General features: G+C 45.3%; 25 protein-coding genes. 4 read left to right on the plus strand and 21 right to left on the minus strand.

From position 1 onward, the window contains the following. Nucleotides 1–98: 98 nt before the first annotated feature. The 4 genes from fur to MKX30_RS03595 form a co-directional block, all read right to left on the minus strand. Nucleotides 99–596, minus strand: coding sequence for a ferric iron uptake transcriptional regulator (gene fur, locus MKX30_RS03580; protein WP_023989221.1), 498 nt, complete (start codon nt 594–596; stop codon nt 99–101). Between the two features lie 99 nt (nt 597–695). Then, on the minus strand, nt 696–1349 hold the full coding sequence (gene spoIIM, locus MKX30_RS03585; protein WP_023989222.1) for a stage II sporulation protein M: 654 nt from the start codon (nt 1347–1349) through the stop codon (nt 696–698). Between the two features lie 188 nt (nt 1350–1537). After that, nucleotides 1538–2734, minus strand: coding sequence for an endonuclease Q family protein (locus MKX30_RS03590; protein ID WP_254347635.1), 1197 nt, complete (start codon nt 2732–2734; stop codon nt 1538–1540). 4 nt (nt 2735–2738) lie between these two features. Next, nucleotides 2739–3350, minus strand: a complete 612-nt coding sequence (locus tag MKX30_RS03595; RefSeq protein WP_023989223.1) for an NUDIX domain-containing protein — start codon at nt 3348–3350, stop codon at nt 2739–2741. A gap of 125 nt (nt 3351–3475) precedes the next feature. Here MKX30_RS03595 and mciZ point away from each other — a divergent pair, with 125 nt between their 5' ends. Then, complete coding sequence (gene mciZ / locus MKX30_RS03600) at nt 3476–3619, plus strand: Z-ring formation inhibitor MciZ (protein ID WP_076159536.1); 144 nt, start codon at nt 3476–3478, stop codon at nt 3617–3619. 71 nt (nt 3620–3690) lie between these two features. Here mciZ and MKX30_RS03605 read toward each other — a convergent pair whose 3' ends face one another. Beyond that, the gene (locus tag MKX30_RS03605; protein WP_023989225.1) at nt 3691–4824 is read right to left on the minus strand and encodes a tripeptidase T; all 1134 of its coding nucleotides are present in this window, start codon (nt 4822–4824) and stop codon (nt 3691–3693) included. 85 nt (nt 4825–4909) lie between these two features. Between MKX30_RS03605 and prli42 the strand changes: the two genes are divergently transcribed. Then, entirely contained in the window at nt 4910–5014 is a 105-nt protein-coding gene (gene prli42 / locus MKX30_RS03610; protein WP_023989226.1) for a stressosome-associated protein Prli42, read from the plus strand. A 121-nt stretch (nt 5015–5135) separates the two neighbouring features. Here prli42 and lipB read toward each other — a convergent pair whose 3' ends face one another. The 6 genes from lipB to MKX30_RS03640 form a co-directional block, all read right to left on the minus strand. Continuing rightward, nucleotides 5136–5834, minus strand: a complete 699-nt coding sequence (gene lipB / locus MKX30_RS03615; RefSeq protein WP_068941567.1) for a lipoyl(octanoyl) transferase LipB — start codon at nt 5832–5834, stop codon at nt 5136–5138. 45 nt (nt 5835–5879) lie between these two features. After that, on the minus strand, nt 5880–7271 hold the full coding sequence (locus MKX30_RS03620; protein WP_279832645.1) for a dihydrolipoamide acetyltransferase family protein: 1392 nt from the start codon (nt 7269–7271) through the stop codon (nt 5880–5882). Between the two features lie 88 nt (nt 7272–7359). Next, nucleotides 7360–8346 carry an alpha-ketoacid dehydrogenase subunit beta gene (locus MKX30_RS03625; protein WP_013310796.1) on the minus strand — a complete coding sequence of 329 codons (987 nt, stop codon included), beginning with the start codon at nt 8344–8346 and terminating at the stop codon, nt 7360–7362. A 2-nt stretch (nt 8347–8348) separates the two neighbouring features. Further along, nucleotides 8349–9377, minus strand: a complete 1029-nt coding sequence (locus tag MKX30_RS03630) for a thiamine pyrophosphate-dependent dehydrogenase E1 component subunit alpha (protein ID WP_023989229.1) — start codon at nt 9375–9377, stop codon at nt 8349–8351. A 140-nt stretch (nt 9378–9517) separates the two neighbouring features. After that, nucleotides 9518–10939 (minus strand): dihydrolipoyl dehydrogenase, encoded by a 1422-nt coding sequence (lpdA, locus tag MKX30_RS03635; protein ID WP_069079987.1) that lies wholly within the window; start codon nt 10937–10939, stop codon nt 9518–9520. Nucleotides 10940–11065: 126 nt separating this feature from the next. After that, nucleotides 11066–11299 (minus strand): hypothetical protein, encoded by a 234-nt coding sequence (locus tag MKX30_RS03640; RefSeq protein WP_013310799.1) that lies wholly within the window; start codon nt 11297–11299, stop codon nt 11066–11068. Nucleotides 11300–11507: 208 nt separating this feature from the next. Here MKX30_RS03640 and MKX30_RS03645 point away from each other — a divergent pair, with 208 nt between their 5' ends. After that, nucleotides 11508–12104: a thymidine kinase gene (locus tag MKX30_RS03645; RefSeq protein ID WP_023989232.1), complete on the plus strand. Its 597-nt coding sequence runs from the start codon at nt 11508–11510 to the stop codon at nt 12102–12104. 171 nt (nt 12105–12275) lie between these two features. Next, nucleotides 12276–13052 (plus strand): sporulation protein, encoded by a 777-nt coding sequence (locus MKX30_RS03650; RefSeq protein WP_023989233.1) that lies wholly within the window; start codon nt 12276–12278, stop codon nt 13050–13052. 108 nt (nt 13053–13160) lie between these two features. Here the strand turns inward: MKX30_RS03650 and MKX30_RS03655 are convergent, their stop codons facing one another. The 10 genes from MKX30_RS03655 to MKX30_RS03700 form a co-directional block, all read right to left on the minus strand. Then, nucleotides 13161–13565: a hypothetical protein gene (locus MKX30_RS03655; protein ID WP_076264829.1), complete on the minus strand. Its 405-nt coding sequence runs from the start codon at nt 13563–13565 to the stop codon at nt 13161–13163. A 350-nt stretch (nt 13566–13915) separates the two neighbouring features. After that, nucleotides 13916–14470 carry a hypothetical protein gene (locus tag MKX30_RS03660; RefSeq protein ID WP_233903742.1) on the minus strand — a complete coding sequence of 185 codons (555 nt, stop codon included), beginning with the start codon at nt 14468–14470 and terminating at the stop codon, nt 13916–13918. A 113-nt stretch (nt 14471–14583) separates the two neighbouring features. After that, a complete protein-coding gene (locus MKX30_RS03665) occupies nt 14584–16284 on the minus strand; it encodes a methyl-accepting chemotaxis protein (protein ID WP_341062451.1) in 1701 nt (566 codons plus the stop codon). Between the two features lie 299 nt (nt 16285–16583). Beyond that, nucleotides 16584–17333 (minus strand): class I SAM-dependent methyltransferase, encoded by a 750-nt coding sequence (locus MKX30_RS03670; RefSeq protein WP_068941555.1) that lies wholly within the window; start codon nt 17331–17333, stop codon nt 16584–16586. 526 nt (nt 17334–17859) lie between these two features. Further along, nucleotides 17860–18663, minus strand: a complete 804-nt coding sequence (spo0A, locus tag MKX30_RS03675) for a sporulation transcription factor Spo0A (protein WP_023989239.1) — start codon at nt 18661–18663, stop codon at nt 17860–17862. 216 nt (nt 18664–18879) lie between these two features. Further along, nucleotides 18880–20040: a SpoIVB peptidase gene (gene spoIVB / locus MKX30_RS03680; RefSeq protein WP_023989240.1), complete on the minus strand. Its 1161-nt coding sequence runs from the start codon at nt 20038–20040 to the stop codon at nt 18880–18882. Nucleotides 20041–20163: 123 nt separating this feature from the next. Further along, nucleotides 20164–21882: a DNA repair protein RecN gene (gene recN / locus MKX30_RS03685; protein ID WP_023989241.1), complete on the minus strand. Its 1719-nt coding sequence runs from the start codon at nt 21880–21882 to the stop codon at nt 20164–20166. A 58-nt stretch (nt 21883–21940) separates the two neighbouring features. Further along, nucleotides 21941–22390, minus strand: a complete 450-nt coding sequence (gene ahrC, locus MKX30_RS03690; RefSeq protein WP_013310809.1) for a transcriptional regulator AhrC/ArgR — start codon at nt 22388–22390, stop codon at nt 21941–21943. Nucleotides 22391–22406: 16 nt separating this feature from the next. Continuing rightward, entirely contained in the window at nt 22407–22883 is a 477-nt protein-coding gene (locus MKX30_RS03695; RefSeq protein ID WP_028540597.1) for a hypothetical protein, read from the minus strand. A gap of 155 nt (nt 22884–23038) precedes the next feature. Further along, nucleotides 23039–23890 (minus strand): TlyA family RNA methyltransferase, encoded by an 852-nt coding sequence (locus tag MKX30_RS03700; RefSeq protein WP_023989243.1) that lies wholly within the window; start codon nt 23888–23890, stop codon nt 23039–23041. Nucleotides 23891–23956: the final 66 nt, after the last annotated feature.

Genomic DNA, 23956 nt, shown 5'->3' on the forward strand with positions numbered 1-23956 from the left:
TATTCCTTTTTATACCACTTAATCTCGAACAACAGATTCCTAACCAAAAAAGCTCTCCCGAACGCATCTTCGTCGGTGAGAGCTTGGGTAGTCAGCTTTTAGTCCTGAGATTTGTGTTTTCTGGATTTGCCCAAAGATTTCTGAGCCGTCGTATCGTTCTTCGCCTTACAACGATAACAGATACCGTGGAAGTCCAAACGATGATCCACTACGGTAAAATTATATTCCCGTTCCAGACGCTCCTCCAATGGTCCAAGCCAATCTTCCAGTATTTCATCTACACTGCCACACTGCACACATATCAAATGGTGATGGTGATGTTTGGTTGTATCGCCGCGCAAATCATAACGCGCAACGCCATCACCAAAATTAATTTTCTCCACGACATGCAGTTCACTTAGCAGTTCTAGGGTACGGTATACGGTTGCCAGACCGATTTCGGGAGCTTTCTCTTTGACGAGCATAAATACATCTTCCGCACTCAGATGATCATCTTCGTTCTCAAGTAAAACTCTGACGGTGGCTTCCCGCTGAGGCGTTAGTTTGTAGCCCTGGGATTGCAGCTGCTGCTTAATTTTTTCGATCCGTGCTTCCATGTGTCTCCCTCCCCCTGCAAAGCTACTGCCTACTGCACTTTTTTCACTCCTATTATTATAGGGGGTCTATACAAATAAAGTCAAACATTTTGAAACGGATCAAGATGATACGGAAGCTGTCAGCATAGGAGTGACCCATTGCATCATAACCGGGGTGATCCAAGTTTCAAAGGACGCGCTACCGATAAGAAGCACCATCATCACAGCAGTCAATCCTGCATAAGACAGCAACGGACGCAGCATCCCGTCTGACGGCCGGGTAGCGAGTATTTTGGTTTTGATCATATGGATGGAAAAAGTCATCGCAGCCACGCTGCAGACGAGCAGTACCGGAATGACGAGCAGGTTATGGGGAGCAACTGAAACCAAAGAAAATAGCAGTCCTTTCCACGAATATTGCCCCACCATATAACCTACTGAAAATCCGATTAGCACACCCTTGAGGAAATTCAATACAAGAATGCCCGGTAGACCAATAACCGAAAGGCCACACACCCAAATTAGGCCGACCCATTTCAGATGTAAAGATACGCTATCCCAAAAGGTCGAAGCCGCCTGCGAATCAGCGAAGCCCTGTTCGTTTTGATTGACTGTTACAAAAAAATCCTTCAGGTAACGGGACAAATCCTGTAACTGCTCCAGCGAGAGTGCGTTTACCATAAGTGCGCCAAAGACGACTCCCACCAGAAACAGCACAGCCAAGAAAACATAATACGGCGTCTGATCTTTTAACGTATGACGAAACCATTGCATCGGCGTCCTGCCCCTTTCATCTGCTTGTTTGTCCAAAAAACAACCGTAATCCGACGGCTGATGGCTAGAAATGGGGCAGCTTTCACTGCAGATCAAGCATCACGAATGATGTGCCAAGCCAGCGGCATAGATAATTTATGGTTATGAACAAGCAGACGCTGATATGCCTTTAGAGGGACAAGACTTTACTAGGACTTAGCTATTTTGCCGTATGTTCCACCACCACCGGATACAAGCGACAGTCTCCCCTCGCGTGAAAGCACAATTTGCTCTGCTAGCACTTTTCCGACGACTGCTGCTAACTCCTCCTGCGTAACCTCATGTAAAATATTCATTTCTGTTCCAAATGCAACCAATAGCTGGTTCAGCTTGGCTTTGCCCAGACCTGGAATAAACTCCAGTGGAATCTGGTAAATGTATGGCGGACGATGGGAAGGAATCATGGACTGTTCACGGTCGGCAATGCTCCATATTCGATCCAGCACACCTCGCACCAGCTTGGTATGACCACAGTCAGGACAACGTTCATCCGCCATCTGTTGCTCGTCAATAATCGTACCGCAGCTTTGACAGTAAGAACGATGGTATTTGCCCAGTTTCGGATTTAATCCGTAGTTGGCACGCACCCGTCGTCCTTCCCGCCGCTCCAAAGCCATTCTGAATTCATCAAAACACGGCTTTGCCAGTGATAATTTGTTGTATTCTCGTCCTATTTTCCCAAGTGAATGGGCATCTGAATTCGTGAGAAAGCTGAAGCGATCCAGTTCCGAAATCAAACCGGCCATAGATGAATCTGCGCTCAGCCCCAGCTCCACCCCGCTAACGAGCTCCATATCCAGCAATTCCTCCATACGGGCCGCTGAGCTGCCGTATATGCCCTTATGAGGAGTAAACACGTGCGCAGGCACCATAATGCCTCCACGTCCGTAAATTTGCTGCTGCAACTCGCGTGGCGGCGCATAGATTCGTTGTGAGCTAAGATTAACATTTTTCATATGCCGGGCCAGCCATTGGGTAAAATCCTCCATCGCCGCCAGATCTGGAAAATAGGCCAGTACGTGCGCCTCAGGGCGACCTTCAGCACGTATTTCCAGCTCCGTGCCAAGGAGAATAACCGTATCCCGGTAAGCGATACCGCCGCCGCTGATTTCCTTCATTTCACCCGTATGTAAATAGGTACGAATATCCTCCTGTACATTAGGTGCATGGCAGTCAATGATACCGATCAGCCCAATTCCTTTACGACCGGAGGCTTCCTTAGCTATGTTGGCAAAGGTCAGATCGCGGCTGCCACTAATTTTGACCGGATTTCCCTTCTCTGTTCTGCCAATATGAATATGCAAGTCTGCAAAGTAGTCGTTAAGTTCTACTATATTTTCATCCATCCGCTTAGAAGCTCCCTGTATGTTGGCGGTGTTGCCACGCATAGACGGCCAGAATCGTTTTGGCATCACTAATCCGTCCTTCACGAATGAGCGTCTGTGCTTCTTCCAGCGTCACCTCAAACAACTCCAGAAATTCATCCTCATCCGGTTCCATCTCACCTAACTCCAGTTCTTCGGCAACATACAGATGAATGATTTCATCCGCAAAGCCAGGAGAGGTATAAAAGGAGTGCAGCAGCTTCAACGACTTGGCAGTATAACCTGTCTCTTCTCTCAGCTCACGCCCCGCTGCTTCCATCGGATCTTCACCCCGCTCTAGCTTACCTGCAGGAATTTCTACCTCACAGCGCCCCATCGCCTGTCTGTACTGGTCCACGACCAGCATTTTCCCTTCGTGTAGAGCCAAAACAGCCACCGCCCCTGGATGCTTTACGATCTCACGCTTTCCAGTGGAGCCGTCGGGAAGCTCTACCGTGTCTACCTGTAATGTAATGACCTTCCCCTCAAAGATAGGCTGTGTAGACACGGTCTTTTCCTCCAGCGCAGGATTGGAATAAGGCTTGCGATGTGCATCGTTTGTTGGTTTGTTTAATTGTCCGTTCGTTTGCTCGTTCATCGGTAAGTTTCCTCCTTCATATCTATCTTTCTTTATTAATTATCACCAAAGTTAGTCTAACTTGTCCACTTTGTACATATGCTGGTGGTAGGATAACAAACTTCCTGTCATGAGGAGATGCAGAAATGAAAAGCTACCGTACTGAAAGCACCCTCCATATCGTTGGTAAAGCCTGGCAGATTCAAGCACTCTTGCGTCAGTGGCAAAAGGAACACGGACCTACCGCCACCATCGCTTCACTAGCTGTTCCAAAAAAGGTTCAGGTCTAAAGACGAAGGAACGCTGTTCCTGTCTTTAACCTGAACCTTTTTTCAGTATGTTGCAAGTGTATGATACAAGTTTATTTTGTGGTTTCTTGAATCAGAGCTATGACAACTTCAGCAACCTTCACCAGGTCATCGGCCTTGATTTTTTCCTCTGTTGTATGGATGTTCTGGTAGCCCACAGCCAAATTCACCGTTGGAATTCCAAGCCCGTTGAATACATTAGCATCTGAGCCACCACCGGAATGGAAGGTCGGCGTTGCCAGTCCCAGTCCTTGAATTGCACGCTGTGCAACCTGTACAACTTCGTCATGCTCCGTAAAGCTGAATGCCGGATAGATGACTTCACTGCGGAACTCTCCCTGTGCACCAAATTCGCGTGTGGTGGTTTCCAGCGCTTCACGCATATGCTGGATTTGATGATTAACCTTTTCCTGCACAATACTACGTGCCTCTGCACGGATCAATACAAAATCGCATACCACATTCGTCGCGCCGCCGCCCTCGAAACTGCCGATGTTAGCGGTCGTTTCCTTATCAATCCGTCCTAGTTTCATTTTAGAAATGGCTTTAGAAGCGACCTGAATGGCACTAATGCCATCTTCTGGATTTACCCCCGCATGAGCGGACTTCCCAGTTATCTTCATTTCAATACGTGCCTGCGTTGGGGCAGCTATACAAATAGAGCCAACTTCACCATTCGAATCCAAAGCATATCCGAAATCAGAATCTAGCACTTCTGGCTTCATCGCCCGTGCACCCATCAAACCAGATTCCTCGCCAGCCGTAATCACGAACTGGATTTGACCATGGGGAATATTCTGCTCGCGCACGACACGAATCGCCTCGAACAAAGCAGCAATTCCCGCCTTGTCGTCAGAACCCAGAATCGTTGAACCGTCACTACGAATCCAGCCATCCTCACCCAACTGTGGCTTAATGCCTTTACCCGGAGTAACGGTATCCATATGGCAGGTAAAAAATAATTTGGGTGCTTGCTCCACACCTTCCGCTTTCCAGGTGACGATCAGATTGCCTGAACCATGTCCGGTTCTTTCACGAGAATCGTCTTCCATTACTTCCAGCCCGAGTGCATTAAACTTTTCTTTTAGAACACGTGATATTTCCTGCTCATTTTTCGTTTCACTATCCACCTGTACGAGTTCCATAAATTCCTGTACAATTCGGTCTTTTACTACTTTTACTGTCATTAAACTTTCCTCTCTTTCCCGATTACGCTACAATACGGATAGATGTTCTTATCTATGACTTAAACCTATCCTAAAGGAGTTACACATGTCGAACAAAAAATGGGTTCGTTTTTTCGTCTACATTATGCTCGCAGCTATGATTGGTTCTACGCTGTTCATGGTAATTGAGCCGTTTATTATGCCACTATAATAACTATACCGCTCAAGGTATCCGGCTGCTCTAAGGCACTATTGAAGCCTTGAGTGGACGAGCTGTTACGTAAAGCAAACAGGCGGGCTTTCGTGTACATACACAATAGCCCGCCTTACCTTTATTGGAAAGAATGCGTTTGCCATTGCGCAGCAAATGAAAATTGCTGTTCAAAGAACGGTACAATTTCCTTCGCAATCTGCTCCACCGACATAGGCTTCTGTATGCAGTCCTCCAATGATGTCACACCGTATTCCTGAATTCCGCACGGGACAATGCCCTCAAAGCCCTCATGCTGTATCCCTGATTTGATGTTAAAGGCAAAGCCATGGCTGGTTACGAAGCCCCGACGGTGCTTACACTTGTTGAATTTGACGCCAATGGCCGCAATTTTTAGATTCCCGATCCATACCCCCGTATATTCAGGCTTACGGCTTCCCTCAACCCCATAAGATGCCAACAACTGGATGATCACTTCTTCCAGACTTCGAAGGTATCCGTGCAGATTCAGCGCCTCCCGGTTGCCGAGCATAAGTAGAGGATATCCGACAAGCTGCCCCGGCCCATGATATGTAATGTCTCCCCCACGGTCAATCTGAAAGACGCTGATTCCCTGCTCCTTCAGTTGCTCTGGTGTGAGGAGCAAATGTTCAGGATGCCGCTGAGAACCAATCGTGTAGGTCGGTGGATGCTGGAGAAGCATAAGCGTTTCTCTTGCCTCTCCCGCATCCAGCTTTCCCACAATCTCCTTCTGGACATCCCATGCATGGGCATATTCCATCCTATTCGTATAGGTTACATCAAGCGGTCGTCTGTTCACGGCCTGTCACTTCCTCTCCGTACATTTCCCCCACTGTTCGGATGATTAGTACAGCTTCGTATCCAAAGTGTAGCCTTCTAGATTTTCTTTAACCCGTTGCAGGAATCGTCCGCAAATCACTCCGTCCAAAATGCGATGATCCAGCGACAAGCACAGATTAGCCATCGAGCGAACCGCAATCATATCATCAATAACCACTGGTCTTTTGACAATGGATTCAAAGGTAAGAATTGCAGCCTGCGGATAGTTAATTACCGGATAAGATAAAATCGAACCAAAGGAGCCTGTGTTGTTTACAGTGAACGTTCCGCCTTGCATGTCGTCCAGTTTGAGCGTGCCTTCCCGGGTTTTACGTGCCAAATCGTCAATTTCACGAGCTAATCCAGCAATATTTTTCTGGTCCGCTTTTTTAATAACAGGAGTAAGAACGGAGTCCTCTGTACCCACGGCTAGCGAAATATTGATATCTCTTTTAACGATAATTTTGTCCACAGCCCACACCGAATTCATGATCGGATATTCTTTGATTGCATTCACGACTGCTTTCATGAGGAAAGCCAGATACGTAATATTGATGCCTTCTTTTTGCTTGAACTCGTTTTTGATCTTGTTGCGGAGCATTACCAGGTTGGTCACATCCACCTCAATCGTCGTCCATGCATGTGGAATTTCGGAAACGCTTTGTCGCATATTGCGAGCAATTGCACTGCGAATGGGTGTAACATCAATAAAATACTCGGATCTGTTATTGTTGCCACCCTCAACTTCGATCACAGGAGCCTTTGGAGCCTCCGTCAAATGAATCCCACTGTTACGAACCGGAATAGCAGGGTCCATATTTTGAATCGGTGTGCTGTGCTGAGTGGCAGACTGCTGTCTTCCTGCAAAAGGAGAGCCTTGTCCTGATGTTGTCGCAGTCGGCTGTCCAGATACTCCAGTGGGAGCAGAACCGCCCTGCTGCACATAATTCAGCACGTCTTTGCGGGTAATTCTTCCCCCCATGCCCGTGCCTGGTACTTGGCTTAAGTCGACATTATGCTCAGCAGCCAGGGTTTGCACCGCTGGGGAAAAACGTCCTCTCATGGACTGGTCCGATCCAGCACTCTGCTGAGATTGTGTTTGTACGGTACTTTGAGATGCTGGTGCAACAGGTGTCGCTCCTGTTGCCGCCGCAGGTGCAGTCGACTTCGTCTGGATACGGCAAATTAAATCGCCTACCGCTACTGTCTGACCTTCCTCTGCCAACAGATCACCCATAATGCCGTCCAATGTGGATGGGATTTCTGCATTCACTTTATCTGTAATAACCTCGCAAATCGGCTCGAATTGCTCTACCGTTTCACCAGGTTGTTTGAGCCATTTGGCAATTGTCGCCGATACGAGCGATTCTGCCAATTGTGGCATGGTCACGTCGTTCCATTGTGTTTGGTCTGACATTTTTTCAACTCCTTAACATCATAGGAGGGCGCGTTTTACCGCTGCCCCCGCTATACTTTTGGAATGCTTTCGTCCAATCTAGCTTTTATTAATACATTGCAAGACGGCGCATGGCTTCCTTAACTTTATCCTTGTTTAACATATAAAACTTCTCCATCGGTGGACTGATCGGCATGGCTGGTACATCAGGAGCACATAGACGCTCAATCGGCGCATCCAGCTCGAACAGACACTCCTCATTAATAATTGCCGATACCTCGGCACCGATGCCGCCCGTTTTGTTGTCCTCATGCACGATTAATACCTTACCTGTATGTCGTGCAGCCTCAATAATGGCTTCGCGGTCCAGCGGTTGGAGTGTGCGCAAATCCACAACATGTGCGGTAATGCCCTCTTCCTTCTCCAATTCCTCAGCAGCCTGCATGACAAAATGCAAAGGCTGGCTATATCCGATGACCGTAATATCGTCACCCTCACGTAATAGATTAGCCTTGCCAATCGGAACGATATAATCATCCTCAGGCACTTCACCCTTGATCAGCTTGTAGGATTTTTTATTTTCAAAAAACAGCACTGGATCAGGGTCACGAATGGCTGCTTTCAGCAATCCTTTTGCGTCATAAGGTGTAAATGGAGCAACAATTTTCAAACCCGGCGTACCAAAAAAGATAGATTCTGGACACTGAGAGTGATACAAACCACCAAAGATACCACCACCGATTGGCGCGCGGATTACCACAGGACAGTTCCAATCGTTGTTAGAGCGGTAACGGATTTTAGCTGCTTCACTAATAATCTGATTTGTCGCCGGAAGCATGAAGTCCGAATATTGCATTTCGGCAATCGGCTTCATTCCGTACATGGCTGCACCAATCGCAACCCCGGCAATAGCAGACTCAGCCAATGGCGTATCCATGACACGTTGCTCACCGAATTGGTCCATAAGCCCCTTTGTCGTTGTAAAGACGCCGCCCTTCACCCCGACATCCTCACCTAATACAAAAACCGTTTCATCCTGCTCCATCTCTTCTTTCATGGCAAGACGAATCGCATCAATATATTCCATAATCGCCATTGTTACCGGCCCTCCCCATCGCTATCTGCATACACATGCAGCAGCGTATCTTCGGGCTTTGGAAAAGGCGCTTTATCTGCATATTCAATCGCTTCCTTGACTTCGAGCAGCAGCTCAGCCGACAGATCCGCATCCTTGGCCTCATCCCAAATGCCGCATTCAATCAAGTAGTTTTTCATACGGGCTACGCCATCCTTGGCCCAGTTCTCATCCACTTCCTCCTTGGTCCGGTAAGCCAGATCATTATCCGAGGTGGAGTGAGGAGACAGACGGTACATCATGGCTTCGATCAGCGTAGGACCTTCACCGCGGACAGCACGTTCCCGTGCTTCCTTCACCGCCGCATATACCGCCAACGCATCATTACCATCGACTCGAATCCCTGGAAAACCATATCCCAAAGCACGGTCGCTTACCTTGCCTGCCAACTGTTTATGAATCGGAACCGATATCGCATATTGATTGTTCTCGCACATAATGATGACTGGCAGCTTCTGTACACCAGCAAAGTTACAGCCTTCGTGAAAATCTCCCTGATTGCTGGAGCCTTCCCCAAACGTAACAAACGAAACAAAATCCTTTTTCTGCATTTTGGCAGCCAAAGCTACACCTACTGCATGCGGAACCTGTGTCGTTACTGGGCTGGAGCCAGTCACAATACGCAGCCGTTTACTACCAAAATGTCCTGGCATCTGACGACCACCGCTATTGGGATCATCTGCCTTGGCAAATGCCGACAGCATTAGTTCGCGCGGCGTCATTCCTACCGCAAGCACGAATCCATAATCCCGATAATAGGGAAGAAAATAGTCCTTTTCCCGGTCAAGGCCGAAAGCTGCACCTACTTGTGCCGCCTCCTGTCCAATGCCAGAAACGTGGAAATTAATTTTCCCTGCCCGTTGCAGGAGCATGTTGCGCTCGTCAAATCTTCTTGCGAGCAACATATATCTGTACATATCAATAACTTGTCCGTGAGTAAGTCCCAGCTGTTCATGTCTGAAGCCAGCGTCTACAGCGCCTTTAGAACTCATTGAGGCACCTCCTTAAGTGTCAAACATCCTACTTCCAGTACCTAGTACCATCTTGTCTTAAAACCTGGTACTAAACTCTAGCTAACCCCATTATAATCCTTTTCTCCCCAAAAAGAAAAGCACCGATTTATTTGAAACGTTTATATGCCAATCGCCTGTCCATCAACGGCCAACATCGCTTCTCCCAAAATCTCCGACAACGTCGGATGCGGATGAATAAGTTGTCCGACTTCCCACGGCGTAGCATCCAGTAGTTGCGCAAGAGCGGCCTCGCTGATCAGATCCGTCACATGCGTACCGATCATATGTACACCGAGAATATCATTGGTCTTCTCGTCGGCCACTACTTTGACGAAGCCGTCCCGACTGCCGTATACTAGCGATTTTCCGATAGCTTGAAAAGGGAACTTCCCTGTCTTCACCTGATGTCCACGCTCACGGGCTTCTTGCTCCGTTAAGCCGACGCTCGCGGCTTCAGGACGTGTATAAATACACCGCGGAATCAGATGGTTAGGTACACTGTGAAACTCTTCACCCGCCATATGATGAACCGCCTGCAAACCTTCATGGCTCGCCGCATGCGCCAGTTGTAAGCCGCCGATGCAATCTCCAATGGCGTAAATATGTGGTTCATTCGTCTGCAAATGCTCATTAACCGAGATAAAGCCACCCTCTACGCGGATATCCGTATTTTCCAGCCCGATATTTTCCACATTTGCCTGACGCCCTACAGAAATGAGCAGTTTGGAAGCGCTGAGGGTTTCGGTTTCTTCCCCTTTTTGCACGTCAATCTGTACGCCTTCCTCATCTTTGCCGTATGTTTTAGCCAGCACTTGTGAACCCGTCAGCACCTTGACACCACGCTTGGTTAACAAGCGCTGCATTTCACGCGAAACGTCTTCGTCTTCCGTGGGAATAAGTCGATTCGCGGCTTCAACCACCGTAACCTCCACGCCAAAATCATTTAGCATGGAAGCCCACTCTACGCCAATAACACCACCGCCCACGATAATCAGGGATGCTGGTAGCTCCTCCATAGTTAACGCTTCGTCACTGCTCAGGATAAATTCGCCATCTGGCTCCAGTCCGGACAGCACACGCGGGCGTGATCCCGTTGCGATAATGAGATGTGTAGGAACAATCGTTTCCATCTCACCATCTTCTAGTTCCACAGCAACTGCCCCGCTTTTTGGAGAAAATATAGACGGCCCAATCACGCGTCCCTTACCGCTCAGCACCGTAATTTTATTTTTACGCATCAAAAATTGAACGCCTTGATGCAGTTGCTCCACAACGGCTTCCTTACGCTCCTGAACCTTAGGAAATACAAGCTGTGCTCCCGATGTCTCAATACCGTATTGTGCACTTTCCTTAATCGTCGCATATACTTCCGCACTGCGCAGCAAGGCTTTACTCGGAATGCAACCACGGTGCAGACAGGTTCCGCCAAGCTTGTCCTTTTCGATGATAACCACTTCCTTGCCTAGCTGGGCGGCACGAATGGCTGCTACATATCCCCCGGTTCCTCCACCCAAAATAGCGACATCACAATGTATAGTCATGTTTCTCCTCCATTAACAATTGATTATATATAGCTTATTGTACTCTCTTTATTTCACTGTACAAAATATAGCATTTAGGCATAGGCTACAAAAAAGATAACCCTTTAATCCAGATATCTTTCCATATCATTCATACAGCGCATCTCGTAATTTAGTAGACATCCTTGGACTTTGTGCTGATTTGGCTCGCAGCGCCTTGCGAAATGATTCATTTTGCTTGCGCAGAAAGTTCAGCTCTGTCTCCAGCTCAGTGATGAGTTCTAGAGCTTGCGGGCTGATCAGCCCTTGCTCCAGTAATGCTCCTTTTTTGGCACTATAATCCGTATTTTTTTCGTCCATGCCTTTCACTCTTCCCTTCATTCCACTACGCTTCACCATATCATGCCAGAGGCGGCAGAGCAATGACGACCACATTTACGTTTTAGGAATAGACATACAACAACATGTCGAAAAACAATATATTTTCTCTAGTCTGTATGCGGCTGGTTATGGTAATCTATAATGGCGTTTTCTTTCGGAGAAGAAGTTTTACAGTGTTATGTACATGTTACAGAGAGGGGAATTCGCTTTGCCTACAGGACGAATTACGATTATTACAGGCCCCATGTTCAGTGAAAAATCCGGCGAATTGATTCGCCGCTGTCAAAAACTAATCCAATACGGGCATCGTAAAGTGGTCGCTTACAAACCCGCTGAAGATAACCGCTATGCCGAGGACGAAATAGTAAGCCGGATCGGATATCGGCTGCCCGCTATCTCTATCCCCAGAAAACTCACAGATGAGCTCGTTCAGCGTATTTTGCAAGAAACAAAAGATGCCGACGTGGTTGCCTTTGACGAAGTCCAGTTTTTCAGTCGTCATATTATGTCGCTCGTACAAGAGTTAGCTTATTGCGGCAAGCATGTAATTGCCGATGGGCTGAATCTGGATTATCGGGGCAAGGAGTTCGGCTATGTCGGTGGTCTGCTCGCCATGGCGGATGACATCGAGAAGCTGACTTCCTTTTGCGCTGTATGCGGTAGCTCGGAAGCAGTATTTACGCAACGTATGGTAAATGGTAAACCTTCCACTGTAGGACCTATTGTGATGATCGGTGACTCTGAGGCTTATGAGCCTCGCTGTCGAAATTGCTTTATACCTCCTCATAAAGTGAACTGCGATTAGTAGACAGATAGATCGACAAGCTGCAATATGCCTACGTGAGTACCAGTTACTTTTTTCTTGCATTTTTTTGGAACGATTCGAACCATTGCCCCGTATATCCGGTTAAGCTGTACAAGTTTTTAGTTTTCGTTTGTATATCATGACCATGAGGTTATCTGGGGGGACGGAATAATGAGTTTTTTCAACAAAATCTTAGCAAGCGCAGGAATCGGTTCAGCTAAAGTCGATACACTGGTAGATCAAGCCGTATATGTGCCTGGGGAAGAACTTAGTGGCATCATGCGCATCAAAGGCGGCAAAATTGATCAGGAAATCGGCAAAATTGACATTGAGCTCAAGACTGAATATATCGTGGAGCACGATGATAAAAAAACTACCACCACCTGCTGCATTGCACGGATCAAGGTATCAGATGGCTTTCATCTACAGCAAGGACAGGAGCTTGAAATTCCTTTTTCCTTCAGATTGCCGTTGGAAACTCCTGTTACTCATGCCAAACAGCCCGTCTGGCTGGAAACAGCATTAGATATTGGCATGGCTTTGGACCCAACCGATCGTGATTCACTCAAAATCGAGCCACATCCCTATATGAATACAGTCTTTGAGGCGGTTCACCTGTTGGGCTTCCGATTCCGTTCCTCCACCTGCGAACGTCACCCTAAGCTGGGACGCGGTGTTCCGTACGTACAGGAATTTGAATTTACGCCCGGATCAGAGTATGCACGTGATATCGAGGAGCTGGAGCTGATTATGCAGTTGGAACCCGAGGGTGTGCATGTGCTTGTAGAAGTAGACCGCAGGGGCAGAGGGTTATCTGGTTGGCTGGAGACTGCCTTTGATATGGATGAGCGTCATGCCTGGTTGAGCTTAAGCCGGGAAGAGCTATCCTATGGACCAGATCACATAGCAGATGCGCTTGAGGAATTGATTGACAGGCAAATTAGATAACAATGTAAAGCACAAACAAAAAAACTCCTAACCAATTTACTGCATCGGTTGGGAGTTTTTATTAATTATAAGAATTTTTTAATGATGGTCCTCAATCGTCTGTATAAACTAAAGTGGCAACATATCCTGTCTTTCCGCCTTATGCTTACACTCTTTACACACCCCGTACAGCGAACCATTGTCATCCGCATAGAAGGTTAATTTGTCTTCTTTTTTACAAAAGGAGCATTTTTGCTTGCCTGTACCCTGGATAGAGTCAGACAGTCCAAATCCAGTTGGGGCCTGAATACCTGCTGCTTTTGCATTCGCGCATGAACCGGAAGACACTTTAGACTTAGGTTCATTTCCGGTGCGGGATTGTCGAGCGGACTTACGAGGACGAAATTCAACGACATTACTGCCCCGCTGTTCATTCACTTGTTTGTTGCTGCTGCGACTACGCCTTGCTTTAACAATCCAACCCAACGCCACCAACAACACGCCGAAGAACACCCAAGTCAGACTATTCCACATGCTCTCATCCCCGCCTTTGCTTTAGAATTAATTGGGTTAATACCACTAGCCCGTTCAATGCGATGACTTAGCCTATAGCTTTATTCATTGAAATATACCCGTTATACAGCCTCTGTGCTGTTCATCCGATTGTCTACCCATATAAAAATCGTACCCTCCATTGCAACATCCGACTCGCCTCTAAGCAAGAAATTGAGCATGTTAGATAAATCATCTTTTCCTGAGGGGTACATTGATCCGTTTTACAAATTGTACATCATCCTTTTGAAAAACGATAATATCCCCTCTATGAAGATCGTTCTCCTTATCATAGCCCAATGGTGAGAATAAAAATGGCCCAGATGGCTACATTACTCCCCTTGATAATAAAAATCAATGAATCTTTTCGTCAACGGATTAAACTTATCAAAGCGTTTGCGATGCGGTAAAAAGCCTGACTTATGTACTTGTTCTGCTAGTGTTTCTACATGTTCAAATCGCTTGAAAAAGGGCAACGCGAAAGTGTAGATATCTTCAATAATCTCTTGGATCACCCGTTCTCTTTCTGCTTCTGTGGACACAAGGTAATCCCTGTTTCCCGTATATTTCTTGGTGAGAGCAATCAGCTCACTGTGAAAACAAGCCCCAGTACTATACTTCTTTTTTATTCTTTTGGATTCTACGATAATATAAACTTTTAATGCACCATATTTCGTCGCACCAAAACAAATTCCAAATATAAATTCCTTGGTTTCTTTTTTCAAAACTTTTCTGCTTTTCAGATATTTAAAATCATTCAAAAATGGTGTAGCTATGATTTTTTCTATCGCTAACTGACGTAGGTCACTTGCTTTAAGTTCAGTCTTATTGTCCATGATGTCACTCCAACCCAAAGAAGTTCCCACCATTATATCATATCTTTCCAATTACAGATTCCTCATATCTCCACCCTTTAATCACAATATATTAATAAAAAAAGAAAAAAGCCGCTCACAATAGAGCAGCTAGTTCCTCTGAAACATAAAAAGCAGTATACGAATTATACTTTGAATTTACCAATTTGCCCTTGCAGATCCTCTGCCATCGTAGACAGGTTTCTTGCAGATGAAGCAATTTCCTCCATGGACGCCAGCTGTTCCTGAGTTGCGGCAGATACGTGTTGTGTCCCTGCTGCGGCTTCCTCAGCAATCGCTGAAATTTGTCTGACAAAACCAACAATCTCATCTGTACTTGCAGACATTTGTTCTGATCCGGCAGAAACCTCTTCAATTTCACTGGCCACTTTATTTACGGTTTCCTGAATGAGTTCAAAGGATGCGCCTGCATTTTGTACAACTTCACGACCTGTCATGACATCCTTCCCGTTAGACGCTACCGCCTCAATAGCATGGGTAGTATCCTTTTGAATCAATCCCACTAGCTCCGTAATTTGTTGAGCTGAATGAGCCGATTGTTCAGCCAACTTGCGAACTTCGCCTGCAACTACAGCAAATCCGCGACCATGTTCTCCTGCACGGGCCGCTTCAATCGCAGCGTTCAAGGCAAGAAGGTTGGTCTGACTAGAAATATTGGTGATAACATCAATGATCTTGCCAATTTCGTCTGAGCGCTCTCCCAATCCAGCCATGAGATCTGCCAATCCATTCATCGAATCATTCACGGCATTCATCTGCGTAACTGCCTGTTGAATCATCTGGTTACCTTCAGCCGATTTATGGGCCGCATCTTGCGCAGATGCGAATACATTTTGCGCGCGGATGGCGATTTGCTCAACACCGATAGACATTTCCTCAATAGCTTGGGACGATTTCGTCACCATATCTACCTGGTCTCCTGTTCCAGTAGCTACTTCTTGCACCGTTTCGGTTATTTGTGCAGAAGCTTGGCTATTTTGCTCTGCGCTGGCCGTCAATTCTTCTGAGGAAGTGGTTACCAACTCAGTCGTCTTACTCACAGATTGAATCAGTTGACGAAGGTTCTCAACCATGACATTGAAGGAATGTGCCAACGTACTGATCTCGTCCTTGCCCTTCACAATGATAGCTTCACTTGTAAGATCACCCGATGCAATACTTTCAGCAGCACGACTGATCCGCAAGATAGGTTTAGAAATAATTTGGGCTATGATGATTGCCATGATCAATGCTAATATAACGGCTGCTATACTCAAAACGATGATCAATTGTCTCCCTGAAATAAAGTTGTCAACAGCTTCTTTCGTAGTCTGTTTAGATCCATCTGCATTCAATTTAATGAGCTGACTGATCATATCGTTTGAACTATACCATAACTTATAGGACTCTTGATGAAGGATGCTTGATTGAGCATAATCATTAGCTTTACCTGCTTCGATCACTTCAGGCAACTTAGCCAAATACTCCGTATAATTTTTGGAGAATTCTTCGTACATTTCGCGTTCTTTAGGGGTAGCAATTAATTTTTCGTATGTTTTGCGGCCGTCCTCGACCTTTTTTAAAACCTTATCATATTCGGCCTGAACCTTCTCCATTTCCTCTGGGTCACGTTCTACAATAATGTTTAATGAAATCCGCTCTACATCAGATACATCACCATTTAGTGTTCCCAGTATGGTCACACTTGGCATCCAATGGCTATCAATTGCCATCGAAGTGTCACCTAGGTTTTTCATTTTTGAGATAGATACTGTACTAATCACGATCAGCAGGGTTATTACCGCAAGAAAACCCAATATCAATTTTGTTCGAATGTTAAATTTCATATATTCGCTCCTCAGTTCTCTTTATATTAGATACTATATCGACAAGAAACGACACTTTGTTTATATCAAAATTAAAGAGAATTTCAGAACTGTTTACAAAAGGAAAATTTCCCTTCGTGATGGTTGGTGCAACTGATTCAGGTTTATTTTATAACCTCGTGGAGAGCATTATGTTTTAGAATCCCCAACAATTGTATCGTCATATAGCGAGGGAGATGCTGAAAATCTTTATTCACTTATTCCATCAAACTTATAAGTTCTAAAAAAAGGATACCCAGAAACGGGTATCCCTTTATGTTTTACTTCCTAGCAATCACCATAAATCGTTCTGAATTTGTTCTTATTCCTATTTCGGTTTGATTGTCCACAATAAATTGTTGGAGTATTTGAAAATCAATTTCTTTTTCTCCGAAGTTAGGAATAATTGGAGTGTGTTTCAAGAGGAATATTAAGTCTGCAGGAGTCTGATAATATTCGTTTGCATTGAATTCAAATGACTGTATATCGTTAAAGCCCGCATCACTTAATTCGGTAATATATTTAGCTTTTAACGAGTCTTTCTTAGCACCCCATGCCTGTCCTCTTCCAAACGCTTCTTTAATATTTAATTTGTCGTTTTCGCTTACTTGCTGTGTCAGGAACATACCACCCTTTACTAACACCTTTGCTATTTCTTTTGCATAAAAACATGAATGTCGAGAAGAGGTTACATTAAAGAAGTTCTCAGGAAAATTCAGATTTTCAGCATCCATCTGGAGAAAACGAACATTTGCTATGTCTGATTCAGCAGAATTCTTGGTTGCTGTTTCAATCATTCCGGTGGAATGGTCAATCCCAACTAGAAGTAATGCAGAATCTGCTATTGATAAAATTGCTTCCCCGCCGCCAGTACCGATATCAAGCAATATATCCGACTTCTTGCATGTCTTCGCCACTTCATTGTAGAAGTCCCATTTTACTCCTTTGGAGATACATTTCACATTGCTGAAATCCCATCCGTTGATTTTTCCAACCTTATCATAAAACTCTTTATATTCTATTGAATTCATTTTTCTTCCACCTTCCAATTAAGGATAAAAACTACGAGTTAGCAGACCGATATCATTCAGAATTTTAGTTTTTGTAGCCAAAAGGATAGACTTCTCCCTTGACGGCTGGTACGCGTTTTTTCCAGCCCGGAAACTAAATACCTCGAACAATACGGAATGACATCCGATTCACCTCATTTGAAAGATTGTTTTAATTATATTTCTTATAGAGCTTGTCGATCAAGCAATAGTTCAATAACAATTCCAACTCTCTCCCTTGGTAGAACGACGACTGATAGCAATGAAATGACGATAATTGAAGAAAACTTTAAATTGTCCAGTTGAAATTGAAAATCGTTCATAAAAAATACCGCTCCTTTACTGGTTCTTGGAAGAACCAATAAAAAGGCGGTATTAGTTTTCTACTATTCAGAAGTTTATCGGTAATCTGGGCGGCTGTTTTGGAGATTAGAAGCCATCCCTGCAATTATCATTGATAAACGTCAAACCCCAAAAATCCCTTGCTTCATCAATCATTCTGACTCTTTCAGGACACCTTATTCTCAATCCGCAGCTTATCTGCCACCATCGCTATGAATTCACTATTGGTTGGTTTGGACTTACTGATATTAATGGTGTAACCGAACAGGTGTGAAATGCTGTCGATATTTCCACGGGTCCATGCTACCTCGATAGCATGACGAATGGCGCGTTCTACGCGAGATGCCGTCGTTTTGAACTTTTCGGCGATTGCCGGATATAATGTTTTGGTGATGGCTCCCAAGATTTCGATATTATTGTACACCATCGTAATGGCTTCGCGTAAATATTGATAGCCCTTGATGTGAGCTGGTACACCAATTTCATGTATGATGGCCGTGATACTGGCATCCAGGTTTTTCGTCTTACCCATAGGTACTACGTTGGACCGCATGGATGAAATGGTTACCGGACTGCTGCTAACTAACTGCGGTCCCACCAATTGGCGAACACGGTTAGCCAGCACTTCCATGTCAAACGGCTTCAAAATATAATAAGATGCCCCGAGCTGTACGGCCCTCTGTGTAATATTTTCTTGACCGAATGCAGTCAGCATAATGATTTTCGGCTGTGGAGTCAGGTTCATTTCTCTCAAACGCTCCAACACACCGAGACCATCCAGGTGAGGCATAATAATATCTAAAATAAGTACATCAGGTATGTTGCGGGATTCTGCGATGCGTTGGAGCACTTCTTCGCCGTTATAGGCGATTCCTGTAACTTCCATATCCTCCTGATCGGAAATATATTCAGCAAGCAAATTCGTAAATTCCCGGTTGTCATCAGCCAACAATACCTCAATTTTTTGCAATGTACTTCCTCCTCATTGAGTGATATTCCATTGTGATATCTGTTTACAGTATATAAATATTTCTTGTCGGAGTATATGATTTCGACATCGAATTATGAATTCCTTCTGTCGAAAATTATTTTTATTTATTTTTTTTAGAGTTTCTATTATAATTGATTCTTTATCTTGCAATTATGAGTTATTCCCCTGCTTTTCGACAAAAAAATCTTAAGGCCACTAGCTCGCCTTAAGATTAGAAGATGATTTCAAGCTTACGTTATTCTGCATGATTCCTGCATCGCGCAGCATCCATTCGATAAAACAACCGTAACCTGATTTAGGATCATTCACAAATACATGTGTCACAGCCCCGATAAGCTTACCATTTTGGATAATCGGACTACCGCTCATTCCTTGCACGATTCCCCCGGTCTTATCCAGCAGCTTTGGATCTACAATGCGAATCACAAGTCCTTTGGTTGCCGGTTTGTCCTGCTGAGAAATGTGTACAATTTCCGCCTGAAACCGCTGAATTTGTTGACCTTCCAGTACAGTCAAAATTTCTGCAGGTCCTTCTTTTACTTCATTCGCAAGGGCCACCGGAATAGGAGTCGAATACAATCCATATTGCGGCTCATCTGACATTTTCCCAAAAATTCCGAAATTCGTATTTCGTTCAATATTTCCTAATACCCGATGATCTTTGAGAAAATGAGCGCGTTTTTCTCCTGGTTCCCCACTTTGGCTTTTCGCAATTGACGTCACATTGGATTGCACAATCTCTCCGCTCCCCACGACAATAGGGGTTTGGGTATTCATATCGGTAATTACGTGACCCAAGGCCCCGTATACACCCTGGTCCGGTGCGTAAAACGTTAATGTACCTACACCTGCAGCCGAGTCCCTAATATACAACCCAAGCCGCCACGCTTTATCATCTTGATCATATGCTGGTGTTAACTTGGTGGAAATGGTCTGCTCCCCTCGACAAAGCGTGATGTCGAGCGGTTTTTTGTTCTTACCTGCTTCGTCTACTGCCTCAGCAACCCTTGCCAGGCTATTGAGTGGCTTGCCGTTCATGTGTGTAATTCGATCCCCTAGGCGAATCCCTGCTGTTTCACCAGGTGACACCTTACGATCATTACTTTCCTGAATGATATGGTGACCGACGACAAGCACTCCTGAAGATTTTACTTTGACCCCAATCGTCTGCCCCCCCGGGTATACTTTTAAATCGGGGACTACACTTTCTTGGGTTGTCCTCATGCTTTTAGAGCCGAACAAATCCAAAGAAGCTTGTGGAGGCAGCGCTGCTTGCACATACTGAGCGTTACCGATAGAACACATAAGAAAAACAAGCAAAAGACCGAGCAATTTGATCCTGGAGTAAAAATTCAATGGCTGTCACGCTCCCTTTGCTTCTTTCGCTTGACGAGTAAAGGTGGTCGCCAATTGCGTACCTATAAGGTAACCTTGCCCCCAGGCTTTTATAACTGTTAAACATTACGCCAGCCGCTCTTTTCAGGCTTTCTTTCCTTCCGCCAAATTCAGCATTTCCTGTGCGTGATGCAATGTTTTTTCGGTAATTTCCACGCCGCCCAGCATCCGTGCCAATTCCTTGACACGCCCGTCCTCCGTAAGTCCCTCAATTTGAGTCATGGTCCGTCCATCATGAACATTTTTCTCAATAAGGTACTGATGATCTGCCATACATGCCACCTGTGGCAAATGAGTAATGGAAAACACCTGACAAACGGAAGATAAACGATATAGCTTCTCGGCAATGGATTGAGCTGCACGACCACTCACCCCGGTATCCACCTCGTCAAAAATGAGTACTGGAATTTGATCATGACGCGCAAAAATACTTTTCATCGCCAACATGATACGTGATAGCTCACCGCCTGAAGCGATCTTACCAAGTGGACGTAGTGGCTCACCTGGATTGGGGGAAATAAGAAATTCCGCATTATCTATGCCTTGCTTGGTAGGTCTTACCTTCAGACCTTTATACTCATATCCGCGTGGATCTTCAATTGGATCAATGCGCACCTTGAGTGACGTTCTTTCCATCTGCAGGTCTTTTAACTCCTGCTCCACTTGCTCTGCAAGCTCTTCAGCACAAATTTCACGTGCTTCTGTAAGCTCTTCCGAAATCTCCAGCAAATCGGAAAGCAACTCATCCCGTTTTGCAATGAGCTGCTCCAGCCGCTCATCTTTATTTTCCAGCAGATCGGTTTCCTGCTCAATACGGCTATAGTATTCCAAAATCTGCTCTATACTATCACCATATTTTCGCTGTAATCCGGTAATTTGATTCAAACGTTGCTCCACTTCATGCAGCTTGCCTGGATTAAATTCAATATCCTCACGATAAGAACGTAATTGGAATGCTGCGTCCTCTAACTGGTAAAAAGCAGACTGAATCTGCTCCGCAATAGGCTGAAGGCTTTTGCTGTCATAGCTTTGGACATCGTTCAATCTGGACAATACGTTATTGATCGTATCCAGCCCACCTCTGCCGCTTAGCAGTTCGTATGCCCCTGATATCCCATCCATCATTTTCTCACTATGGGATAGCTTGACCCGTTCCTCTGCCAATAATTCATCTTCTCCCAATTTCAACTCCGCCGCAGCGATCTCTTCTAATTGAAATCGGTACATATCCAAAAGCTGATAAGCCTTTTGACTGGAGCTTTGCAGTTCTCTTACTTCTTTTTCCGCTTTGACAAAAGCATTGTAACGCTCACGGTAAAGCGTTTTGACTGGACCGATCACCGAATCACCGAACGTATCCAGCAGCGCCAGATGGCGATCTGCACGTAGCAGGCTTTGATGCTCATGTTGCCCGTGGATATTGACGAGCTGCTCACCTACCTCACGCAGCATCGTTAAATTAACCATCTGACCGTTAATTCGAGAAGAGCTTTTCCCCTGAACCGTAAGTTCGCGACGAATCAGCAAATGCTCCTCCGCATTGGCCTTAATCCCTTGTTCCTCAAGTGTTTTCCAAACTGGATGTTTTACCGGCAGCTCAAACAAGGCTTCCATCTCTGCTTTATCACAACCGTAACGTACTAGATCAGCAGAGCCCCTACCGCCTGCAATCAGCCCAAGCGCATCGATAATAATGGATTTACCAGCACCTGTTTCCCCGCTCAAGACATGAAACCCTTTATAAAAATGAACATCGACGGCCTCTACGACCGCCAAATTCCGTATAGACAAAGTGACCAGCATCGTTCTTTCACCTCTATGATGTACAAATTAAAACGCCTAATATGCGTAGCCATTATAATTAGGAAATGTAGCCCATAAGACGATTCACGATAGCTTCGCTGTTTTCTTCCGATCGGCAAATAATCAAAATGGTGTCATCTCCGCTAATCGTACCCATAATCTCGGACCATTCAATATTGTCCAATAAAGCAGCAATCGAGTTGGCTGTTCCCGGCAGACACTTCATCACAATCAGATTGGTTGTGTAGTCAATATGCAAAAAGTTATCGACCAACGTACGTTTCAGTTTCTGGGCCGGATTGTAGCGCTGATCTGAAGGCATTGAATATTTATATCTGCCATCGTCCATTGGAACCTTGATCAGCAGCAGCTCCTTGATATCACGCGATACGGTCGCCTGTGTGACCTGAAAACCAGCCTTACGCAATGCTTCAACCAGATCATCCTGCGTCTCAATCTCATGTTGTGAAATAATTTCCCTAATTTTAATATGTCGTTGACCCTTCATATAATCCTCCTATGGATTAACCTTCATATTCCTCTTCTTCGAGGTCTTCCACTAATGTAATAAGGCGAATACTTCGCTCGTCCGTATCAACGTACAATACACCCGCGCAACCCGGATAGAGCAACAAATACGGCATGAGCCTGTCCCGTAAATCAGGACCACTCCACTCCATTGGTTTCTTGCGGCGTGACGTTTTGACCATATATGTCGAACCGTTTCGTACAGCCACGTAGTCTATAAACAAACGGCTATACACGGTATGTCCATTCACTTTAAAAGCAAGCGGTATTTTCATTTTCCCACCCACTACTTCATAACCTGCTTCTTCGAGTATATCTATAGCAGGCCCTTCATCCAAATCCTCGTTAATCGGTATTGTCTTTAGCACAAGCGGCCCTGGCTCCTTCAACCAGGCACGCAGGCTATATAAAGCCCATATCCCTAATATCACCCCGATTACAGCGATGATAATCGTATCATATCTTGTGTCCATGGACCGATCACCTCATGGACATATTCTAGGACAAGATGTAAAATTCCTTTTCCTTTGTACATCTCATTATAGGCGAACGTGAGTTCTATAATCAATCCCTCACACCAAAAAGAGGTTCCCTTAAGTTCACAGAACTCATGGAGAACCCCTGAATGTTACTTACGCGATGGACCATTATTAAAAGTCTGCCCTGCTTCCTGAACAGTACGTTCAATTAGTGGTCTGAAATCCATCTTCTCCAGCTGCGATTCTGCAGCAGGAAGCCCATCCAAACGCCAATGCGCTAAAAATTCAATATTGCCTTCTCCACCTGTAATAGGCGAATAAGCCAAACCTTGCAGCGTAAGTCCAAGCTCATGCGCAAACATCAGAATGGTCTGCAACACTTCTTTATGCGTAGCAGGATCACGGACCACACCGGATTTTCCAACCTTTTCGCGTCCAGCTTCGAATTGCGGCTTGATTAGAGCTACAATATCAGCAGGTTGATGCAATAAGGCAAGCAACGGGGGCAAAATAATACGTAATGAAATAAACGAAACGTCAATACTTGCGAAATTCGGGACAGAACCATTCAAATCCGCAGGTGTCATATATCTGAAATTCGTTTTTTCCATTACGCATACTCGTTCATCATTACGAAGCGACCAATCCAGCTGATTATAACCCACATCAATGGCGTATACGTATTCCGCTCCATGCTGAAGTGCACAATCCGTAAAACCTCCAGTGGACGAACCAATATCCAGCATTGTCCTGCCCTTCATATCCAGCTCAAATTGACGAATGGCCTTCTCTAGCTTTAATCCTCCACGGCTTACATACGGATGCACCGAGCCCTTAACTTTAAGCTCGCTGGCGCGTGGTACCTTCATACCCGCTTTCTCTATCCGTTCGCTGTCCGCCAGCACTAGACCAGCCATAATCGCAGCTTTAGCTTTTTCACGGCTTTCAAAAAAGCCTTGTTCTACAAGTAATACATCAATGCGTTCCTTCGGAACAGACATGTTAATCTCCCTTTAGGCAGCCAGGCTGCTCTTGTCATACTTTTTATAAACGTCATGGTCTTCGCT

The organism is Paenibacillus sp. FSL P2-0173 (genome assembly GCF_038008045.1).
Classification (GTDB): Bacteria; Bacillota; Bacilli; order Paenibacillales; family Paenibacillaceae; genus Paenibacillus; species Paenibacillus polymyxa_B.

What these genes read in the sequence shown, in the direction of transcription:
- fur (WP_023989221.1), bottom strand. Translation starts at nt 596, where the DNA reads ATGGAAGCACGGATCGAAAAAATTAAGCAGCAGCTGCAATCCCAGGGC.
- spoIIM (WP_023989222.1), bottom strand. Translation starts at nt 1,349, where the DNA reads ATGCAATGGTTTCGTCATACGTTAAAAGATCAGACGCCGTATTATGTT.
- MKX30_RS03590 (WP_254347635.1), bottom strand. Translation starts at nt 2,734, where the DNA reads ATGGATGAAAATATAGTAGAACTTAACGACTACTTTGCAGACTTGCAT.
- MKX30_RS03595 (WP_023989223.1), bottom strand. Translation starts at nt 3,350, where the DNA reads ATGAACGAGCAAACGAACGGACAATTAAACAAACCAACAAACGATGCA.
- mciZ (WP_076159536.1), top strand. Translation starts at nt 3,476, where the DNA reads ATGAAAAGCTACCGTACTGAAAGCACCCTCCATATCGTTGGTAAAGCC.
- MKX30_RS03605 (WP_023989225.1), bottom strand. Translation starts at nt 4,824, where the DNA reads ATGACAGTAAAAGTAGTAAAAGACCGAATTGTACAGGAATTTATGGAA.
- prli42 (WP_023989226.1), top strand. Translation starts at nt 4,910, where the DNA reads ATGTCGAACAAAAAATGGGTTCGTTTTTTCGTCTACATTATGCTCGCA.
- MKX30_RS03620 (WP_279832645.1), bottom strand. Translation starts at nt 7,271, where the DNA reads ATGTCAGACCAAACACAATGGAACGACGTGACCATGCCACAATTGGCA.
- MKX30_RS03625 (WP_013310796.1), bottom strand. Translation starts at nt 8,346, where the DNA reads ATGGCGATTATGGAATATATTGATGCGATTCGTCTTGCCATGAAAGAA.
- MKX30_RS03630 (WP_023989229.1), bottom strand. Translation starts at nt 9,377, where the DNA reads ATGAGTTCTAAAGGCGCTGTAGACGCTGGCTTCAGACATGAACAGCTG.
- lpdA (WP_069079987.1), bottom strand. Translation starts at nt 10,939, where the DNA reads ATGACTATACATTGTGATGTCGCTATTTTGGGTGGAGGAACCGGGGGA.
- MKX30_RS03640 (WP_013310799.1), bottom strand. Translation starts at nt 11,299, where the DNA reads ATGAAGGGAAGAGTGAAAGGCATGGACGAAAAAAATACGGATTATAGT.
- MKX30_RS03650 (WP_023989233.1), top strand. Translation starts at nt 12,276, where the DNA reads ATGAGTTTTTTCAACAAAATCTTAGCAAGCGCAGGAATCGGTTCAGCT.
- MKX30_RS03655 (WP_076264829.1), bottom strand. Translation starts at nt 13,565, where the DNA reads ATGTGGAATAGTCTGACTTGGGTGTTCTTCGGCGTGTTGTTGGTGGCG.
- MKX30_RS03665 (WP_341062451.1), bottom strand. Translation starts at nt 16,284, where the DNA reads ATGAAATTTAACATTCGAACAAAATTGATATTGGGTTTTCTTGCGGTA.
- MKX30_RS03670 (WP_068941555.1), bottom strand. Translation starts at nt 17,333, where the DNA reads ATGAATTCAATAGAATATAAAGAGTTTTATGATAAGGTTGGAAAAATC.
- recN (WP_023989241.1), bottom strand. Translation starts at nt 21,882, where the DNA reads ATGCTGGTCACTTTGTCTATACGGAATTTGGCGGTCGTAGAGGCCGTC.
- ahrC (WP_013310809.1), bottom strand. Translation starts at nt 22,390, where the DNA reads ATGAAGGGTCAACGACATATTAAAATTAGGGAAATTATTTCACAACAT.
- MKX30_RS03695 (WP_028540597.1), bottom strand. Translation starts at nt 22,883, where the DNA reads ATGGACACAAGATATGATACGATTATCATCGCTGTAATCGGGGTGATA.
- MKX30_RS03700 (WP_023989243.1), bottom strand. Translation starts at nt 23,890, where the DNA reads ATGTCTGTTCCGAAGGAACGCATTGATGTATTACTTGTAGAACAAGGC.